An 18,827-nucleotide genomic window follows, 5' to 3' on the forward strand; every position below is an offset into this window, starting at 1 on the left:
GCTGAATTTCAATAAAAAAGGGGACTGTCCCATCAAGTGTGTAAATAAAAAATACGGAGTTCAGTTATGTTCCTTATAACTGGACTCTTTTTTCAAATAAAGTTAAGAACTGATTTAGGATAATAGCCCAGTTACGAATGGGCATTGTCCATTTTCTAGAGATTTCTCTCAAAGCCAAATATACAGATTTCAGTACGGCATCATCGCTGGGAAATGACAGTTTATTCTTTGTGTATTTGCGGATCTTCCCATTCATGTTTTCGATGATATTGGTCGTATAGATTATTCTTCGGATCTCAAGTGGAAAGCCGTAAAAGACGGTCAGTTCGTCCCAGTTTTCCCTCCATGATCGTATGGCATAAGGATATTTGGATTCCCATTTATTAGCAAAATCAGTCAGTGCAGCTTCTGCTGCCTGTTTATTGGGAGCATCATAGATAGGCTTCATGTCCGCTGTAAATGCCTTTTTATCCTTCCATACAACATATCTACAAGCATTTCTGATCTGATGGACAACACAGACCTGAGTACTACACTCAGGAAACACACTTCGTATAGTAGCGGAGAAACCATTAAGGTTATCGGTCGCTGTAATCAGCATATCCTCTACTCCCCGGGATTTTAGGTCTGTCAGGATTCCCATCCAAAAACTGGCACTTTCATTCTTGCCCAGCCACATGCCAAGAACTTCTTTATAGCCATCCCGGTTTAGGCCCACAGCAAGATAAATGGTTTTATTGACCACTTTGGAGTTTTCCCTGACCTTAAAAACAATGCCATCCATCCATACAATCAGATAGACGTTGTCCAGCGGGCGGTTTTGCCAGGCGATCTCATCACCCGCCACACGGTCGGTAATCCGGGAAATCGTCGATTCAGAAAGGTCAAATCCATACACATCGCGCATCATATTTTCTATATCCGAAACACTCATGCCTTTGGCATATAGCGAAACGATCACGTTCTCAACTCCGTCAATCATGTTCTTGCGTTTGGGAACGATGATCGGATTGAATGTACCATCGCGATCTCGGGGAACCTGAATCTCCAGATCTCCCTGATCCCCACGAACCTTTTTGCTCGTATGTCCGTTGCGGGAATTGCCCTGACCGCTGCGCTCATGCTTTTCATAGCCAAGATGGCCGTCCATTTCTCCTTCAAGCATTTGCGATACTGCCCGTGCCTGTAACTCGCGGAAAAACGATTGCAGCTCTAAACCGTCCTTAAAACTCTTTAAGAACTCCTTGTCGTTTAATAGTGACTCCTTGTCAATCATACTCTTATAAAGTTAATAAATAAAAAATGCGAAGTCCTTTTAAACTCCGCATTTCTATAACTTACACACTTTATGAGACAGTGTCTAAAAAAGAGAATCATTGGTTCTCTTTTTTATTGAGCTGTTATTTGTTGCAACTTTTCTTCAATATCAGGTATGGAAAAAATAAAATTGAAATAAATAAATCTAATTATTCCCATACCCAAAATTGGTATTTGGTATTTCAATCGTTTTTTAAAATTAGCTTCAAATTGGACAAACGATTTATCATTTATCTTAAATTCTGAAATAAGTTCCGAAAAGCAATGATTTTCCAATGCTTTCAATCGATCAGAAAATCTTCTTTTAATTCCATATACCTCATCCCAAGATTCGTCTCGTAAGTCTTCTACTCCATTCCTTAGTATTTTTATTTCCCAATCAATACTTTTTAAAAGAGTTTTTAAATTACTGTTATAATCTTGATTTAAGGAAATATCTATTGAAAGTAAATCTAATTTTATATTCGGATCGTATGGGTAAAAGGCTATTCTACGTGTTTTATCTTCTTTATAAAGAATTTCTTTTGTTTTTTTTTCTTGTTGGTTACATTTTTTACAGCACGGAAATAATAATTTAAAATTTACTGATATAAATGGATAAGATGCCTTAGCTAATAAATGATCATATTCTTCTCTATATAAACCTTCAGAAGGTTCAAAACTATCGATACCACAAAATGGACAAACCAAAAATTCAAAATTATCTTCGTGTGTTAACCTATTATAATGATCTTTTACTGTTCCAAAATGATTTTCTATTCCCTGATTTTGCGGATAATCTGACCATAGACTTTCAAAAAATATTTTGAGTTTTTCGGATATGCTAGAATGAATGTCTTTAAATGAGATTAAATCAATAGTACAATCATCAAAAATTGATAATTTATTATTTATTTCTAAGGCTTCCTGTAATTTTATTTTCTCAAAATAAGGTAATTGATGATATAAAATTACAATCTCTTTCAATGGTTTTAAAAGTCTAGTTTTCGAAGAATTGATAAAAGTTCTAAAATCTCTATGTACTAAATTTTGCTCAACATAAAATGGTAAATCATAATAAAATATGTTTTTAAATATATGAACAATATGATCATGAAAAGTATTTATTGGGTGATCTATTTCCTTAAAACTATTTAGCATCTTTTTCTGATTTTAGTTCTTTTTCTTTTATCATCAAATAATTATAAGCATCAAATTTTTCAATAGATTCCCCAAACTTAAGAAGTTCTTTTTTTACTCGTTTTACATCATCTAATCTGGTTAAACTTTCTTTTAAATTATTAAGTTCCTCGTTAGAATAGTCTGAAATAGTTAAATCTCTATCAAAAATTGTTTCTAAAACAAAGCCTACAGAGGAACCGTAAGTTTGATACTCGGGATTTTTTAATTTTAAAAGTTCATCACAATCAATCTCTTTACCTTGCTCATTAAATATTGACTTATTAACTCTCTCAAACTTATAAACATCTTCTTTCTGATTATCACTTATAATAAACGGTGAATGTGTAGTCATGATAATTTCATGCTGACGGATACGTTCTGGTTTACCTTGATGATCATATTCATTTCCTGATACTTGATTCAGCATTGTCACCATTTTAGCTCGCCATTTGGGGTTAAAGTGTGTATCTGGTTCATCCATTAAAAACAAACTACCCTCATTTTCCATCATCATCACCGAACCAATCACTTCATTTAATTGATGTTCACCATCAGAGAGTGCTTTATAAAAGATAGTAGTTGTCTCAGTTTTTTTTAGTTCTTCCGAACACTTTTTCTGTTTTATTTTTTTAATTCTAATTTTTTCTATTCTAAAAACAAAATCAGATGGATCGGGTTTAGAAAGTTCATTAGATAAGTTTAACACTTTAGAAGCATTTACTACAAATTTGCGTACTTCTTGTTTATCAATAAGTAAATTAAGACTCTGTAGTTCGTAAAAGGTTTGAAACAATTGAAAAGCACTACTATAATAATATTTAAATGCTTCATGCGTAGCTTCATTTACCACAAAATCCAATACAATCATTTTTTTATATGTATCGTCTTGCCAACTAGTAGCACATGCTTTTAATGGTTCTAATAATGTAAGTTTGTTATTAAAAATACTTAATGCTTCTTTAGTATTGTTTCTATAGTTGATAGTAATTCTAAAAGAAAAGAGATCCTCGATACTAAATATGGATTTTAAATACTCTAAGGGTTTTTGATGACCTAACAACATATTAGCAATAAAGATGCTATAATTGCTTTCCTCGTCAATAAAATACATTCTTCTTTTGTATAAATTGTTGTTGGTATTTTGCAGCTCATTAAAGTAATGATATCGTAAACGAATAAAAGGATTACTTAATAATTCGTTTTGTCCCGAAGTGTAAGCGATGATATTGGTTGGAAGAAACTTATTGAAATTAGTATCTATTCTGTATTTAGAGTCATTATGTAATTCTTGAAATGCATATTCTGGAAGCTCATCAAATTTTTTTGTTATTATGATTTTATATGTGTCTTCATGAGGTTTGAATAAATTTAGATTATCCTCAATTAATGGTGGTAAATTTAATTCTCTTAATATATCTTCACTAATATTGAGCAAGTATTCAATTTCAAAATTGAAATCTCTATCAAAGAAAATCTTTTTTTTCACTTCATCGATTTTTTTAGAGATATTTTCATATTTTTTAGGATGACGTTCTGAATTGTATTTACTTAATTCTTTTAATAATTCTAATCTTTGAACCTCCAATATTTTATTTTTAGATTCATTTAAAATATACCTCTCTAAGCTAAAAAATATCTCTGCGATTAGCTCTAAAAAGTTAGACTTTCCGCTTCCATTTAAACCTGCAAACACCTTTGTTGATAGTTTGTTCTCAATCAACGTTTCATTAAAATTGTAGTCTATATTGGCCGGTAGACTACGGAATTTTTCACCTAATATTTTAACGCGTAGTAATTTCATTTTTTATACGAAAATATATACCTGATCGATCCTTAATCGCTTTTTTTGATAAAAGCTCTAAATCCTTTTCATTAAAGGTAATGTTTAAAATGTTATGTTTTACTGCGTCATAAAATGTCTGATCTATTTCTAAGAAAGGATTTCTACCTGTTATGCAAGATTCTATGAAACCATAGAAGTCTTCGTCATTGTCTAATTCTGGTTTTTTCTTTTTTTCTGTAGAGGTGTAGTAAGCCACATTTATTTTTTCTTCGTTTTGCAAATAGTTTAACAGCATTTCAGTGTTAAAGTAATGTCTCCCAAAATTTTTTTTTACTAAATCAGCAACAATTGAAAAGCTTATATCCTTCCAATCAGTATAATGCTCTACTGCAGAAAAACCAAATTTACCTTTCGGGATTTTGTTTACTTTCTCATTAAATTGATCTACCTCTATTGAAGTGTCATTATCAATTCCGCTAAAATCAATTTTTGTTTCTTCCAGAGGATTTATTACCAATGGGTCTTGATTGATAACTGTATCAATGTCTCTTTCAAGCTTTTCATTGGGCAACAAATTTTCATCGTAGGGTATACGAGATAAATCCAGTGTTCCAGAAAATGCATCATGACTTACAGAGGAATATAATGCCTCTATCTCTAACAATTGTTTTTCTTGTTCCGTCTTTATTTTTTCTATTTTTTGAGCGATAGTAGCAAATTTATGTTGATGAATGGGATCTGGTTTTATTAATTCTATACTTTCAAAAGCGGATTTTGATAAAATAAATTTCATTGCACCACTAGCAAATGATTGAATATATTCATTACATATATTTAAAAGCCAATACATAAAAAATGGCTCAATATTCTCATTTAATTGTATTGCATTAATTTGTTGATTAAAAGCAACTTTTCTATCTGCAATCGCAACTTTTCCAATCGATTTTATACTGCCGGCTATACAATTAATTAATAATCCACCTTCTTCAACTAATCGTCCTAATTCAACTCCTTTCTCAGATAAATGTTCCTTAGCTTTTGATAAATAGATTTTATTTGATTCTATGTTATCTGTTTTAATCCATTCAATATATGGTGCATCATAATATTCTTTGATTTTACGTTTAGGTGTATTCCCAGTAATCACTTTTCCAAAGAATTTAATCTCTAATTTATCCCATCCCTTGTCATTCCTTACCGGATCCCCAAACATATCGTAAAAGGTCGCCTTTACCAATTCGTCTAATTGGTCGATGGCATTTTTGCGAGCTTTGATAACGTTTTCAATCTTTCCCAATATATTTGCAATACGGATTTGATCGACGTAAGAAGGAAGTGGGATGATTAACTCTTCAAGAGCTAATCTATTTAAGTGTGGAATAGTAGCACCTGTAGCCGTTTTTTGAAAATAATCAAATTTTGTATTTAAAAATCTACCTAAAAATGCAGAAAAAAAAACTTTTTTATTTTTCGAACGTAGTAAAGAAAGTGTACTACCTAAAAATCCATTTTTTTCGAAGCCAACTAATCCTGCATTAGCACCGTCCCAAGCGATTAGAACATCATCTTCATTAACTAACAATCCTTTTTCATCATTAGTATAAATGATATTATCATCATTCCTTAAATCTTGAATTTGAATAATTCGTTTTGATTTTTCATCATACGAATCAGCTATATTATTTTTTCTTCCTTTTTGTATTGTTACGAGACTTCCTAAATTTTTATAATCCATTACAATATAATTTTTAGCTCATTCATCATTTTAGAAATGTCTTCTTGTTGTTTAAGAACCTTATCTAAAATAATTTTTGGAGAAACAAAAGTAATTTCTTTATAAACTTCTTCGCGATAACGGTTAAAACTTAAATCATAAACTTTATCAACTATTTCTTCCTTTTTTACGTAGAAATAACGTTGGGTACGGTCTGTAGGGTTTTCTTTTAGACGTTTATCAAAACGCTCAATAATTTTGTGAATATCCCCATAATCTCGTTCACCATCTTTTTTGTAACGGTCGTTTCGTTTGTCATCCAATGTTTTACCATCGTGCTCCATATCGTAAAACCACACACGTTCAGTTTCTCCACCTTTGGTAAATATCAAGATAGCCGTAGCAACTCCGGCATAAGGTTTAAAAACACCGGAAGGTAAATTTATAACGGCTTTCAGTTCACACTTATCAATCAAAATGCTACGTACATTTTGAAAGGCTTTGCCTGATCCAAATAATACTCCTTGTGGAATAATCACGCCTGCAGTGCCGCCCATACGAAGCATCTTATAAATACGCTCTAAAAACAATAATTCAGTCTTCTTTGTATCTGTTGTAAAACTTTCGTTGATTTCGCCTTTATCCAAACTACCCGTAAATGGTGGATTGGCTAGAACAACATCATATGCATTATCTTCATTATAAAACTTACTTAAGGTATCTGTATAATCAATGTTAGGATGCTCAATACCGTGCATCATTAAGTTCATCAACCCAATACGAATCATATTTTGGTCGATATCAAACCCAAAGAAAGTTTTACGATTTAAAATATCTTTTGATTCATCATCGACCAATTTATCGGCTAAAGTACCACGCGTAAAACCATTTTCATCTTTAGCTTGATATTCCTCAGAGGTGAATTGTGTTAAGATATACTGGTAGGCAGCCAATAAAAATCCAGCTGTCCCACAGGCTGGATCCGCAATAATGTTACCTAATTGTGGTTGGACCAATTCCACCAACAGTTCAATAATATGGGTGGGGGTACGGAATTGTCCATTTTTACCCGCAGTATTTAATTGTTGCAATAAATATTCGTATATATCCCCCTGCGCATCCACGAAACGATCTTGTGCATGAATAAGCTCGTATAATTCATTAATACTTTTGACAGCAGTTGTCAATAAACTTGCCTTAGGAATAATGAATACTGCATTATCCATATGTTGTGCAAAGGGAGAATCTGACTCACCTAATGATTTGATAAAAGGAAAAACACGGGTTTGTACCAACTGATACATCTCGTCCGAAGGTTTATGGGAAAAGCTTTTCCAACGCAATTCTTCTTTAACTATACCATGTTTTGGATCTTTTTTATCCTCACCTGGTAAATAGAATTTGTCTGCAAATATAGATTGGTATTCGTTTCCCAAAAACTCCGCATCGCCTTGTCTTTTTTGGTCGTTTTCATCCAATTGCTTCATAAACAACAAATAGGTAATTTGTTGAATCGCATCTATAGGGTTTGTTAAACCACCTGACCAAAATTTTTGCCACAGGTCGTTAACTTTACTTTTAATTTCTTGATTATCCATGTTCTTATGTTATGCGGCTAGCACATGTATTAATTCTAATATTTCATTCAACACTTTTCCATCAAATAAACCTCTAATTCCATTAGGATGGATTCGTGTAAAAGGTGCTGAGATTAAGTCTTTACGATCAGCTTTTCCCTTTTCAATGATATAAGTTTGCAAAAGTCTTAAAAAATCTAGTTGTTTCCCAGATAAATCTGTGTGTTTGGCTATAAAATCATCGAATGCTTTGGTGATAATCCTAGGGAAATCTTCTAATACCTCTATACCAAGGATATGCTTGATAAATTGAATCAGTGCTGCATTTTTGTTCTTATATACTCTACGTAACAAGTCAACGGTAATATATGGACTTTCGTGCGATAAGAGCCAAGAAAGTTCTTCTAATTCAACGTCGGTAGTGGTTTCTCCGTTTTTGATTTTTTGTAATACAGGTAAATTATACAATAATAATTTTACTTTTGCTTCAGCCATTTCTTTATAGCGTTGAATACTTAATCCTTCGTTTTGCGGGCCGAAAACTACATTTTCTTTTTCAAATAATTCATCTTTGAAATTATATTCTGAAGGAGTCATCAATGTAGTGCCATTACAGTAAACCATTAATGGTCCTAAAGACTGGATAAGCAATCCAATCTTTTCTTCAGATAATGTATTCCAAAAATAATCTGTTTTTGCTTGCAGGATTAAATCTCTATGTTTTGCAACAGTGTTTACAGATAAAGGTAAATCCGCTATTTCTTCAACGATTGCTAATTTTAAAGCTTCGAATTTAGCTTCATCCTTTGTCAAATGTGCTAGAGAGAGTTCAATTAAAACTTTTTCAAAGCGCATCGCTTTAAAATCAACAGCACTTATAGTCCTAAATAAAGGCTTAATCTGAACTTGTAAAAAAGAAATACTTTCGGATTGTAAAGCGTCCCAAAAAGATTCATCGTTTACTTGTTTTACAAGAGTAATTGCATCTCGTATAACTATCGAACTCAATGGTAGTTGTTCGATTAATCCTTTAACTTTTTTTAAGGTTGGTTCGTAAACTTCGGCATCAGTCAACTCCATAGCTAACTCCAATTTCTCTACATATAATCCAAATAATCGAATAGGTAAAGGAATCTGACTAGAAGGATTTTTTCCTTTAGGATTTAGTTTAAAATATTCAAAATTATCCCAACAGTCTAATACCAAGAAGCTATCTTTCTTAAAACACCAAGGTTTCATTTTAGTTGGTTCTAATAAACGTGTACCACGTCCAATCATTTGCCAAAACTTGGTATACGAATATACAGGTTTAGCAAATACAAGATTGGTAATTTCTCGCACATCAATTCCAGTATCTAACATATCAACGCTGATGGCTACACGAGGGAAATCCTGATTTTTAAATTGATCCAATAATCCTCCTTTACCATATACGCGCGAGTCATCTGAAACGATAACTTTAGCCAACTCGCCTGCGTATTCAGGATATAGCTGATTGAATATTTTTTCTATACGGCGAGTGTGAGCTTTGCTAATACAAAAGAAGATGGTTTTACCAGGAAGTACACCACTGTCATCCTTTATACATTCTTCCATAAACTCACGTACTATAAGGGTATTTGTACCTTTATTAATAACGTTACGTTCTAATTCAGTTCCTTCAAAATTAATTTCAGCGACTTCTTTACCCTCTAATATTAATTTCTTTTGGTCTTCTAAAGAGATTGTACGCTTATTGATACCTTCTACTTGAAATTTTGTTTTGATTTTCATCACTTGAAAATCGCTCAGATATGGAGGAACATGATTAACCGCTTCCTCATAAGAGTATACAAAAGTTGGTAAACCGTCCTCGCAATCAAACAACTCAAACGTATTATGGTCAATAACATCTGTAGGAGTTGCTGTTAATCCTACTGTAAGGGTATTAAAGTATTGTAAAACTTCTTGATAGGTATTATAAATAGAACGATGACTTTCATCTACAATTATTAAATCAAAAAAATGAGAACTCAAATTGTGTTTCTCATTTCGGATGACATTAAGTATAGTTGGATATGTAGAAACATAAATTCTTCGATCGGTCGCAAAATCTGTTTCTTTATATTGAGGCCATCGAGGTTCGTTGGGTAAATGCTCTTTAAAATTATCCAAAGCTTGGGCTTGTAATGCAATGCGATCTACTAAAAACAAAACTTTTTCAGCCCAACCAGCACGCATTAAGGCATCAATCAACGCGATTACAGTTCGTGTCTTTCCTGTACCAGTTGCCATTACTAAAAGAAACTTTGTTTTTTTTCTTTCAAGCGATTCCATAACAGATCGTATAGCACGTATTTGATATTCTCTACCTGCAATCTTTGAATTAATAAATTCTTGCGAAAGATTTTTACGATACTTTCTTAGATAGGCATAACGTTCTAAATCATCATATGTGGGAAAACCATAAACTTTTTTTGGTGGATAATTTCCAATATTCCAGAAAAAGATATCGTGCCCACTGGTATAAAAACAGAAAGGTAATTCACCTCCTTGTTGTTTTTGAATTTGATAACAATATTGTTTCGCTTGCTCTTGTCCTAAAGCAGCATCACTTGAGGACTTTTTAGCTTCTATGACAGCGAGTATTCTACCGTCTTTCCCTAATAAAACATAGTCGGAAAATGTGTTAGAATAACTTAAGGTATCTTCTTTGAGTATTTGGTCAGATACCTTAACAAGAAATTCTTCAATAACTTGCGTTCGGTCGGAGATATTCCATCCTGCATGCTGCAAATTAATATCTATAATTTCTTTTCTTGTTGTTTTTTCTGACATTAATACTATCTAGGTTATTATTATACATATTAAATATAGCTAATGATAAATAATAAATCAACTTTGAAAGTTTAAATCATCCCCCTAAAGTTTATTAAACAGCGAAATAAGTTGAAAATCAGTTGTATTTATTTTATTAAAGCTGAGAGGTAGGGATTCGAAGCTTGTGGGTTAAACCGGCCTCTAGAGCTTATTTTATTGTATTAAAAACAAAAATGCTACGAATAGCGATTATTCTAGGCATCTGCAGCATATGGAGGAAAGAGAGGGACTCAAACCTACTCTTTTAAGACCTTATTTTTATGTATATTTTAGTTACTTCAACTAAGTGGGGTATCTCCTGCTGCTTGAAGATGCTGTCGGTAAGAATGATCTCATTCTTGCCGTCAGCATAGTTCTTTTGATAAAATGGGTCGTTGATTATATCGCTATTTACATTTTGAAATGCATCTATGACATTGACAAAACCGAATTTGATTGTCGTTTGGACCAACTGATCTTCGCTAATCCGACCTACAAAAAAAAACTACAGGCGTTTAAGAGCTTGCTAGAGAGGTAGTTGCCTTATTTATCACTTTTCCGAAGATGCTCAACAATATTTCTTGAGAATGGCGCTGCTTCTTCCAATGACAACGACGATTTGCCGGAAGGCAATAGCTCAATCATCGCCTTGGCAAAGGCGAACTTATATGTCGCCGAGTTTTTGCCAAACAATATGATCGCTCGCCATTGCGATTCGAGACTAGGATCGTTTATCTGAAATTGCGTCGCTAATGCTATTTTATTTGAGAATACGTTTCAATTAATGCTTGCGCAATTGGAATATCAGCTGGTGCAAGCTTCCAGTTCAATAAATCACTAACCTTTACCCACTCGAGTTGATCATGATCGGTAGACTCTGAAGCGATATTTTCAGTCTCACAAATGAAAGAAATCAATTCGATAGCGCCATTATCGTAATGATGTACAGTATCGAAAAAATGCTTTTTAATATTCACCTTCATATTTAGTTCTTCAATTAGTTCCCGTAGCAGAGATTCTTCGTAAGATTCCAAACCTTCGACTTTTCCGCCCGGAAATTCCCAATAGCCACCTAGAGATTTTTCTGGTTTTCGTCGACAGATGAGGACCAGATCATCTTTGAATATAATGCCGCAAACAACTTTAGTTATATCCATGATCAATCAGTTGACAGATTTAGTTTTTAATAATAGAAGCAGTTCATCCAAACTTAATGTTCGATTCTTTCGTCGATGTATCATCGAATGACAATTAGGACAGAGAACAACCATATCGGTTTCTGCATTGACTATTCTCTCACCATCACCGTCTGATAACGGTTTGGTATGATGAACGTGGATAAACCCAGCTCCCCATTCACCATATACTTTTTCGAAATTAAAGCCGCAGCCCATACAAGTCAGCCCATGATACTCTATAGCTTTTTCTCTAAGCGTATTATCACGTTCGTATTTCGTTGAATAAACGAGTTTACTTTTTCCTTCTAACCGACTAAAAGATTCGAGTTCTCCCTGGGCGTTATCATTAGTTGCGTTAAAATCATTCAGATCTGATAATGAAATGATTTTGTCAAATGTTGCCTTATCGATTTCTCTGACGCCATCTCGCCAATAATTTTTAATTTTTGCGGATGGTATTGATTCTAAAAACGCACCATTTTGTTTAGCTAAAACGGGGGATGAAAAAGGCTTAAAATTGATGATCTCAGCATAGTAATCATTTTTATCAGAATCGTTATCGCGCTTGACATCTCCAATTTGTGCGATTCCAAAATAATGTGCCAAAGCGGTCATACGTTTAGAAGCAAACGACCTATCTTTCATTAATCCTTTATAATAGATAACAACAGTCCCCTTTGTCAAATATTTCAAATAGCGTTTCGGAAAGTGATATTGTCTTCCGGTACTATCCTTCCATTGCGAGATGTCATTTTCGGTGATAATAGCGTAACTCATAAAAATTAAACTAGTGCATTATAATCATTCATAATCATCGCTTATGCAGTAGGGGGAGCGGGATTATTGTTGGTTTCTTGTTTAACAGCTTTTGCAATATCCTTTAGAATTTCATTTTGCTCACGTAACGCTGCGGTGTGGTCACGTTTTGCGATTAGATATCTTATCAAGAAGATTTGAAAGAACCAAGTACAGTCCATATAAACATATCGCTATAAATCCTCCGTAAATGAGGTACATCAATAATCCAAATGAGAACATAATTTATAAGTTTAGTGGTTAATGTATTTTTGTTTTAATCTATTTAAGTATTAATATTATTTATACAATTTCTTCAAGTGTAGATTTTCCACTTGATTGATCACCATTTTTCCATCTCCATTCCTCGTGCAGTCGAATTCTTCCATCCTCAAGAATCTCGGGAGTAGAATGGCAAAGTCCAGTCATTATTTTTCCGTCAGAATTAATATGGTGATACCTCATATCTATATTTCCATTTGCATCTACGAATCCCAACAAATGCCCTAATACAATGTTACCACCTGAATAGATCGATGAAAGGATATTTCCTTCTTGCCTATACTGGAATGTTGTTTCACTTGAGGTATCTCCATTATCTGAATTGTTGATAACTCTGAATATTCTATTATGATAGTTCATTTTCGATCTAGTTAGGTCGTCATGTGCTTGAGTTTTGGTGGCAATGAATTAAGAAATATCCGTCAACCTAATTATCTTCCCATCGCCCGAAAATTCAAAGATCGACTTTCCTTGTAAGTTGATCTCATCACCTTTTTTCAACCCATTCGGAAAATCCATTGCCGCGATCGCTCTGTAGTTAATCGTGATTTCGGTAGAGCTAAGGTTATGAGTCATCGTCTCAATGAACTGTTCTCTCACGCTGAAAAAAGAGAGAGCTTCGATGGCCTGTTTCTTAAATTCTTCGATACCTTGCAATTCCATCGTTTTCTCACCATTCGTAATATTTATGAAAATGATTCCATCAGCGAAATCCACAATCATATTTTCCACATTCATCTCGTTGTAGGCCTCCACATACTTGAAAATCTTTTCCGTTCTATTGTTTAAGATGGATGGCTCAGTAAGCGCTTTCCCGTTTGCTTCCATAATTTAAGTAAGATTTATTTTTTACGCTTCAGACCTTTTTCTAACGATATTACTTTATAATATTCCTGTTTTCGGCCAACCTCTCTCTTGTCAAGTTTTTCTCCTGTTTTTTCAACGTTTTCGCTAAGTTCATCAGAAAAAAGACCGGTAATGCGTATTGTAGAGCCTAATTTTTCTTTTAATTCTTGAGGTAAATTATCATACACTTCTGAAGGAAGAAATTTCTCCATATCTTTAAAAGCTTCTAGTGCATCAATAACAGCATTATTTAAGTCAAGTTTATTGTATTTTTTAGATTGAGGCGGTCCTACTTCAGTTCTCCACAAAATCTTCTCTTGGGTGAGTGTTGGCAAATTCTCCTTTTCAGGCAGCTTGAATTCGGGATTTCCAAACTCGTAATAATTTAAACCAAAAAGTTGAGCTATGTCTCCCAATTTTTTCAGGGTAGGACCATTTTTACCCTTTTTAATATCTTGAACAATATCCGTAGAGGTGTTAAGAAGTTTTTTGATATCTATGTGATAGAGTCCATAGTATTCCAGATAATATTGTAAAATATCTACATACTCATCAACTATATTCCTATTCATAATTTATTGAAAATATTTTTATATTTTATATTTATTACCTATATTTGTTTCAGCAACATATAGCGACAACTAGGGTAGAGGATATCTCTACTTAAACGATGTCACTCATATTAGGAAGCCGCTAAATTTTTCCCTATGAGTCGACCTTGGGTTCGCTTTCTATTGGATTTTTTTATCTTTGTAGATATTAGTCCAATAGGGCGATTCCCTTGTCAGTCTCCGGGGAGCCATGGTTTTGATCATGGGGTACTTAGCGGCACCACTAACGGAGCATTGGGATTCGCCCTATTGGTTTTTAACCAATCCGACGTTTCACAAGCTTAGGAGTTTCATCGTTTTTATAACCAAATATGATTATGATAAAACGATTCAAAGAATTCCAAAAACACCAGGCTTACCTCAAGGAGGTTTGCATTCGGTCTCCAAATTCTATTTTAATTAGCAAGATTATTCGAGGGCCTGAATAATCGGTTAAAAACAGTATAAACCAAAATAGGGGATAGCGGTATCCGCAAAATAGTATGTGCCGAATCAGGTATAAACTAGAAAGGCCCTTAGACTAGGTTTTCCCGATCTGTATATTTAACATACACTACACCCTTAATTTTAGGTAATTAATAAAATTGCTCTTATGAGACTTCTAACACCTTAAAAGTAGCATTTTATTTTTAAACAACAAAATTAAATACTATAATTTTGTATTGTTATTCTATACTAAATAGGTCGGGTTTTTATTTCTTTCCGAGAGGAAGCGCAATAATAACCTCTAATGATGACTTGTAACCAATTTGCGGGCGCTTTGCGGAACTGTTAATTTTTTCTTGTTGTACAAGCAGTATTTAAAAAAAGCTGCAATTGACAACCCTTTTTGAATGCAATTTTTTTGCAAAGGGGAGGCTCTGCCCGTTTAAATTGATCGGGTAGGGCTGAAGTCATCTTTTTTGAACCTATAAAATGAATCAAAAATATTCAAATGTACTAGCTCTCGAGTTGGCCATATATCAAGTACACGATCAGAACTATGATCCCACTGATAAGATCGCTGATTTTTGGAAAAAGTATGATATCCGGACCATCCAGAATACCATTTCTTTACTACTTAAAAAGTCAGCAGACCGCTGGCCTAATGAAAATTTAATAGAACTCTGCCAAAAGCAGGTGTTCGGCTTCGACCTATTAGCTGTACTGATCGCTTACTTCCATGTGCATAAAGACTATGTAGACATGAGCAAATTAGATTTTTCAGACGCAGAAACAACAGGTTTTAGTTTGGATGAGCTGGAAATCACCAAGCGGATCCACGAATTTTTCGGCCGCATAGCGGACTAACTTTAACAATAAGTAGATGAAACACAGGTCAAACTGGATGTCTGCCTTATTGGATAAGGTAGCATTTGTGGCAGCTATAAAAGGTGCCGAAAAAAATAGTTTTAAAAAAGTGCAAAATGCATGGGATAAAAAGTACCCCTTTAATTGTATAGTATATAGCTTGAGGCAAATAATGTCGGCATGTACCCCTGTGCCGATGCTAAAGGGCTTAAAGGGAATGTTTAGCATAAGGACAATTCTAATCCTGTTCCTTATGATGTTCAGTTTTCATATGTTTAGTTTATCAGCTCAGACGCCCCGCAAGGACAGCGGGGCGAAAGGGTTGTTATCTATCAGCGGTACTGTCGTATCATCCACTGACAGTAAACCGATCCAAGGGGTATCCATTCAAATTCAAGGTGAAAAGGGTAGGGCTTCATCCAAAAATGACGGTTCCTTTTCGCTACACGTCTCCAATCCGAAAGGTACTGTCGTATTTTCCCACATGGGATTCAAGCGTTTAGTACAATCTTATCTTGCTGGGGTATCATTAAAAGCTCAATTGATACCAATAGAGAATCAATTGGATGAGGTGGAGGTTGTTTCTACAGGATACCAAAAGATTCCAAGAGAAAGGGCAACGGGGAGTTTTGTGCAGGTGGATAATGAATTATTAAATAGGCGGGTAAGTACTAATATTCTCGATCGCCTGGATGGAGTGACCAGTGGTCTTATATTCAATAAAAATAAGCCGAACGGGACTTTTACGGATATCAGTATCCGCGGCCGTAGTACCATCTTTGGAAATGATAAACCATTAATCGTGCTGGATAACTTTCCATACGAGGGAGATATCTCAAATATTAATCCCAATGATGTTGCTTCAATAACAGTACTGAAAGATGCTGCTGCAGCATCCATATGGGGCACGCGGGCAGGTAATGGTGTGATTGTTATCACCACTAAGGGTGGTAATACTGCTAAAGGGACAAGAGCAAATTTTGTGTCGAACTTCACTTTCGCAGGTAAACCCGACCTATACTATCAGCCTCAGTTATCTTCAAAGGAGTTTATCGAAGCAGAAAAATTTTTGTTTGATAAGGGTTATTACACACGATTGCTACCCGATGGTTATAGTAAAATTAGTCCAGTAGTTGAATTGCTCTATAGACAGTCAAAAGGGGAACTGGATGTCAATTTTGTCGATCAGCGATTGGCTGAACTAACGACAAAGGATGTCCGAAAGGATATCAACAGATGGATAAATCGTACGCCTTTCCAGCAGCAGTATCAGCTGTCATTGGAAGGTGCCAATGCACCTTCGAATTCTTTTTATTCTTCTATAGGCTATGACCGTGGGATCAGCAGCAGGCGCCCTGATATAGATGAAAGATTCAATTTAACCTTCAAAAATACACATAGTTGGCTCAACGATCGATTTGTATGGAATACAGCAGTATTATTGACGGAGCAAAATAACCGCTCCGCAACGACTACCTTTCTTCCTTCATATCCTTATGAAAACTTGTACGCGAATGGAGAAAACCTGGCGGTGGTTAAAGACAGGAGATTATCGTTTGTTGAACAGCTTGCAGATAGTAAGTTGCTCGACTGGTCTTATAGACCCTTGGATGAACTTAATCCTGATCAACGGATAGGTCTCAGTGATTATCGCTTATCAACGGATTTTACAGCAAGACCGCTATCTTTTATTAAGCTTGCTGCTTACTACCTCTTTCAGCGAAATAGAATGGCGGTATCAAAAGATTACCCCATAGACAGTTATTATTCGAGAAATATGATCAATACATATACCCAGATTGATCCCAATACCGGAGCTGTACAACGGCCTTTACCGCTAGGGGCAATTGTAGATGGTTCGAATACTCAAGGTACGTCGCATTTCGCCCGTGTTCAAGCTATGGTGGATCATGCTTGGTCTTCGGGACACGAACTTCATGCTTTAATGGGCTTCGAAGTAAGTCAAACAAGACAAACGAGCAGCAGCGCTCGACGCTATGGTTATGATCCGGAAACCGCGAGCAATATGAACAATGCGATAGATTATACGAGAGATTATCCTGAATATGTTGGTAATAGAAATAGCCGGATCCCTACTGGAATAAGTGACGCAAATGCACTAAATCGTTCGCGCTCTTATTATTTTAACGGTTCGTATAGCTATCTGCAAAAATATACGCTCTCCATCAGTGCTCGACGGGATGAATCAAATATATTTGGCGTTAAGAGTAACCAAAAAGGCGTGCCATTGTGGTCATTAGGGATCGGCTATGATCTTGGCAAGGAAGGATTTTTCAAGAATGAATTCTTTTCAGCATTTAAGTTGAGAGGCTCTTTTGGTTACAATGGCAATGTCGATAAAAGCACAACTGCTTACCTGACCACACTTGCTGGCTCTACAGTGAATACCTTTAATATGCCGACCCTTTTAATTGTCAACCCTCCAAATCCCGCGCTACGTTGGGAGCGGGTAGCTGTATCCAATATAGCTGTTGATTTTGCAACACTTCATAGGCTGCTAGAATGTACAATAGAGTATTATAGCAAACGGAGTATGGATCTCATTGGCCCTACTCCCTTACCTGGGCAGGCTGGAATTATTACTTTTCGCGGCAATTCGGCAAGCATGAAATCAGAAGGACTTGATATCAGTCTCGCTTATCATCCATTTAATGGGAAATTTAAGTGGGACATTATCGCTCTGTTTAATATCAATAAAGATCGTATCACAGGTTACGAAGGCTTGGCTGGCGGTGTAAGGAATATGCTTGCTGAAAACTATAGTAACCCACAGATCGGCTATCCTTTTCAGGCGATTTTCAGCCTCCCATGGTCGGGGTTAAATGCGCAGGGTATGCCTGTTGGCTATGTTGATGGTCAACCTTCGGAAAGCTATGCCGCTATTTTGAACAATATCGACCCGAAAACCCTCAAGTTTCATGGACAGGGAAATCCGCCAATGTTTGGTAGCCTTAGACAGAATTTTGGATTTTCGGCCTTTGAGCTTTCTTTTAATATTCTCTACAAATTCGGCCATTATATCCGGAGACCAGCGCTGAATTACGGCTCGCTTTTCAGTGGCGTTTATACTCAGCCAGGATTTGCGGATCGATGGCAACAGGCAGGTGATGAGCTGACAACGACTGTTCCTGCTATGGTATACCCAGCTAATACAAATCGTGATGTATTTTATAGATATGTATCTGAACATATAGAACATGCCGATCTTGTTCGCCTGCAGGATATCCGACTGTCTTATATGTTCCCGAAACATAAATTATTGCGCCAGGCATCTCTATACCTATATGCAAGCAACATTGGCTTGATTTGGAAGCGCGCCAAAGGATACATCGATCCCGATTTTGCTAATGCTGTCCCCAATCCGCGTACATTGGCTTTGGGCTTTAAAGCGAGTTTTTAAAAGTTAAATCTTGT

At 35.2% G+C, this 18,827-nt stretch carries 15 protein-coding genes; 3 read left to right on the forward strand and 12 right to left on the reverse strand.

Annotated elements, in window-relative coordinates:
- Positions 1-73: 73 nt before the first annotated feature.
- From AB1Z56_RS04625 to AB1Z56_RS04680, 12 genes are all read right to left on the reverse strand, one after another.
- Complete coding sequence (locus AB1Z56_RS04625; protein ID WP_426792381.1) at positions 74-1,273, reverse strand: IS256 family transposase; 1,200 nt, start codon at positions 1,271-1,273, stop codon at positions 74-76.
- Between the two features lie 116 nt (positions 1,274-1,389).
- The gene (locus AB1Z56_RS04630) at positions 1,390-2,457 is read right to left on the reverse strand and encodes a hypothetical protein (protein ID WP_426791242.1); all 1,068 of its coding nucleotides are present in this window, start codon (positions 2,455-2,457) and stop codon (positions 1,390-1,392) included.
- A complete protein-coding gene (locus AB1Z56_RS04635; RefSeq protein ID WP_426791243.1) occupies positions 2,447-4,279 on the reverse strand; it encodes a restriction system-associated AAA family ATPase in 1,833 nt (610 codons plus the stop codon). The genes AB1Z56_RS04630 and AB1Z56_RS04635 overlap by 11 nt, the downstream gene beginning before the upstream one ends.
- A complete protein-coding gene (locus AB1Z56_RS04640; protein WP_426791244.1) occupies positions 4,260-5,996 on the reverse strand; it encodes a restriction endonuclease subunit S in 1,737 nt (578 codons plus the stop codon). The genes AB1Z56_RS04635 and AB1Z56_RS04640 overlap by 20 nt, the downstream gene beginning before the upstream one ends.
- Complete coding sequence (locus AB1Z56_RS04645; protein WP_426791245.1) at positions 5,996-7,573, reverse strand: N-6 DNA methylase; 1,578 nt, start codon at positions 7,571-7,573, stop codon at positions 5,996-5,998. The genes AB1Z56_RS04640 and AB1Z56_RS04645 overlap by 1 nt, the downstream gene beginning before the upstream one ends.
- A gap of 9 nt (positions 7,574-7,582) precedes the next feature.
- Positions 7,583-10,369, reverse strand: a complete 2,787-nt coding sequence (locus tag AB1Z56_RS04650) for a DEAD/DEAH box helicase family protein (protein WP_426791246.1) — start codon at positions 10,367-10,369, stop codon at positions 7,583-7,585.
- A 776-nt stretch (positions 10,370-11,145) separates the two neighbouring features.
- Positions 11,146-11,547 (reverse strand): (deoxy)nucleoside triphosphate pyrophosphohydrolase, encoded by a 402-nt coding sequence (locus AB1Z56_RS04655; RefSeq protein ID WP_426791247.1) that lies wholly within the window; start codon positions 11,545-11,547, stop codon positions 11,146-11,148.
- Positions 11,548-11,553: 6 nt separating this feature from the next.
- Positions 11,554-12,345, reverse strand: coding sequence for an HNH endonuclease (locus tag AB1Z56_RS04660; RefSeq protein ID WP_426791248.1), 792 nt, complete (start codon positions 12,343-12,345; stop codon positions 11,554-11,556).
- Between the two features lie 41 nt (positions 12,346-12,386).
- Entirely contained in the window at positions 12,387-12,515 is a 129-nt protein-coding gene (locus AB1Z56_RS04665) for a hypothetical protein (protein WP_426791249.1), read from the reverse strand.
- A 151-nt stretch (positions 12,516-12,666) separates the two neighbouring features.
- A complete protein-coding gene (locus AB1Z56_RS04670; RefSeq protein ID WP_426791250.1) occupies positions 12,667-13,005 on the reverse strand; it encodes a n-acetylglutamate synthase in 339 nt (112 codons plus the stop codon).
- A 48-nt stretch (positions 13,006-13,053) separates the two neighbouring features.
- Positions 13,054-13,473 (reverse strand): nuclear transport factor 2 family protein, encoded by a 420-nt coding sequence (locus AB1Z56_RS04675; protein WP_426791251.1) that lies wholly within the window; start codon positions 13,471-13,473, stop codon positions 13,054-13,056.
- A 14-nt stretch (positions 13,474-13,487) separates the two neighbouring features.
- The gene (locus AB1Z56_RS04680; RefSeq protein ID WP_426791252.1) at positions 13,488-14,063 is read right to left on the reverse strand and encodes a hypothetical protein; all 576 of its coding nucleotides are present in this window, start codon (positions 14,061-14,063) and stop codon (positions 13,488-13,490) included.
- A gap of 135 nt (positions 14,064-14,198) precedes the next feature.
- Here AB1Z56_RS04680 and AB1Z56_RS04685 point away from each other — a divergent pair, with 135 nt between their 5' ends.
- The 3 genes from AB1Z56_RS04685 (at position 14,199) to AB1Z56_RS04695 (ending at position 18,813) form a co-directional block, all read left to right on the forward strand.
- Positions 14,199-14,387, forward strand: a complete 189-nt coding sequence (locus tag AB1Z56_RS04685; RefSeq protein ID WP_426791253.1) for a hypothetical protein — start codon at positions 14,199-14,201, stop codon at positions 14,385-14,387.
- Between the two features lie 630 nt (positions 14,388-15,017).
- Positions 15,018-15,392: a hypothetical protein gene (locus AB1Z56_RS04690; RefSeq protein WP_286777253.1), complete on the forward strand. Its 375-nt coding sequence runs from the start codon at positions 15,018-15,020 to the stop codon at positions 15,390-15,392.
- 16 nt (positions 15,393-15,408) lie between these two features.
- A complete protein-coding gene (locus AB1Z56_RS04695; RefSeq protein WP_426791254.1) occupies positions 15,409-18,813 on the forward strand; it encodes a SusC/RagA family TonB-linked outer membrane protein in 3,405 nt (1,134 codons plus the stop codon).
- The last annotated feature ends 14 nt before the right edge of the window (positions 18,814-18,827 follow it).

Source organism: Sphingobacterium sp. WOUb80, assembly GCF_050058145.1.
GTDB lineage: Bacteria > Bacteroidota > Bacteroidia > Sphingobacteriales > Sphingobacteriaceae > Sphingobacterium.

What these genes read in the sequence shown, in the direction of transcription:
- AB1Z56_RS04635 (WP_426791243.1), bottom strand. Translation starts at nt 4,279, where the DNA reads ATGAAATTACTACGCGTTAAAATATTAGGTGAAAAATTCCGTAGTCTA.
- AB1Z56_RS04695 (WP_426791254.1), top strand. Translation starts at nt 15,409, where the DNA reads ATGAAACACAGGTCAAACTGGATGTCTGCCTTATTGGATAAGGTAGCA.
- AB1Z56_RS04630 (WP_426791242.1), bottom strand. Translation starts at nt 2,457, where the DNA reads ATGCTAAATAGTTTTAAGGAAATAGATCACCCAATAAATACTTTTCAT.
- AB1Z56_RS04655 (WP_426791247.1), bottom strand. Translation starts at nt 11,547, where the DNA reads ATGGATATAACTAAAGTTGTTTGCGGCATTATATTCAAAGATGATCTG.
- AB1Z56_RS04690 (WP_286777253.1), top strand. Translation starts at nt 15,018, where the DNA reads ATGAATCAAAAATATTCAAATGTACTAGCTCTCGAGTTGGCCATATAT.
- AB1Z56_RS04640 (WP_426791244.1), bottom strand. Translation starts at nt 5,996, where the DNA reads ATGGATTATAAAAATTTAGGAAGTCTCGTAACAATACAAAAAGGAAGA.
- AB1Z56_RS04650 (WP_426791246.1), bottom strand. Translation starts at nt 10,369, where the DNA reads ATGTCAGAAAAAACAACAAGAAAAGAAATTATAGATATTAATTTGCAG.
- AB1Z56_RS04660 (WP_426791248.1), bottom strand. Translation starts at nt 12,345, where the DNA reads ATGAGTTACGCTATTATCACCGAAAATGACATCTCGCAATGGAAGGAT.
- AB1Z56_RS04645 (WP_426791245.1), bottom strand. Translation starts at nt 7,573, where the DNA reads ATGGATAATCAAGAAATTAAAAGTAAAGTTAACGACCTGTGGCAAAAA.
- AB1Z56_RS04680 (WP_426791252.1), bottom strand. Translation starts at nt 14,063, where the DNA reads ATGAATAGGAATATAGTTGATGAGTATGTAGATATTTTACAATATTAT.
- AB1Z56_RS04675 (WP_426791251.1), bottom strand. Translation starts at nt 13,473, where the DNA reads ATGGAAGCAAACGGGAAAGCGCTTACTGAGCCATCCATCTTAAACAAT.
- AB1Z56_RS04685 (WP_426791253.1), top strand. Translation starts at nt 14,199, where the DNA reads ATGAGTCGACCTTGGGTTCGCTTTCTATTGGATTTTTTTATCTTTGTA.
- AB1Z56_RS04670 (WP_426791250.1), bottom strand. Translation starts at nt 13,005, where the DNA reads ATGAACTATCATAATAGAATATTCAGAGTTATCAACAATTCAGATAAT.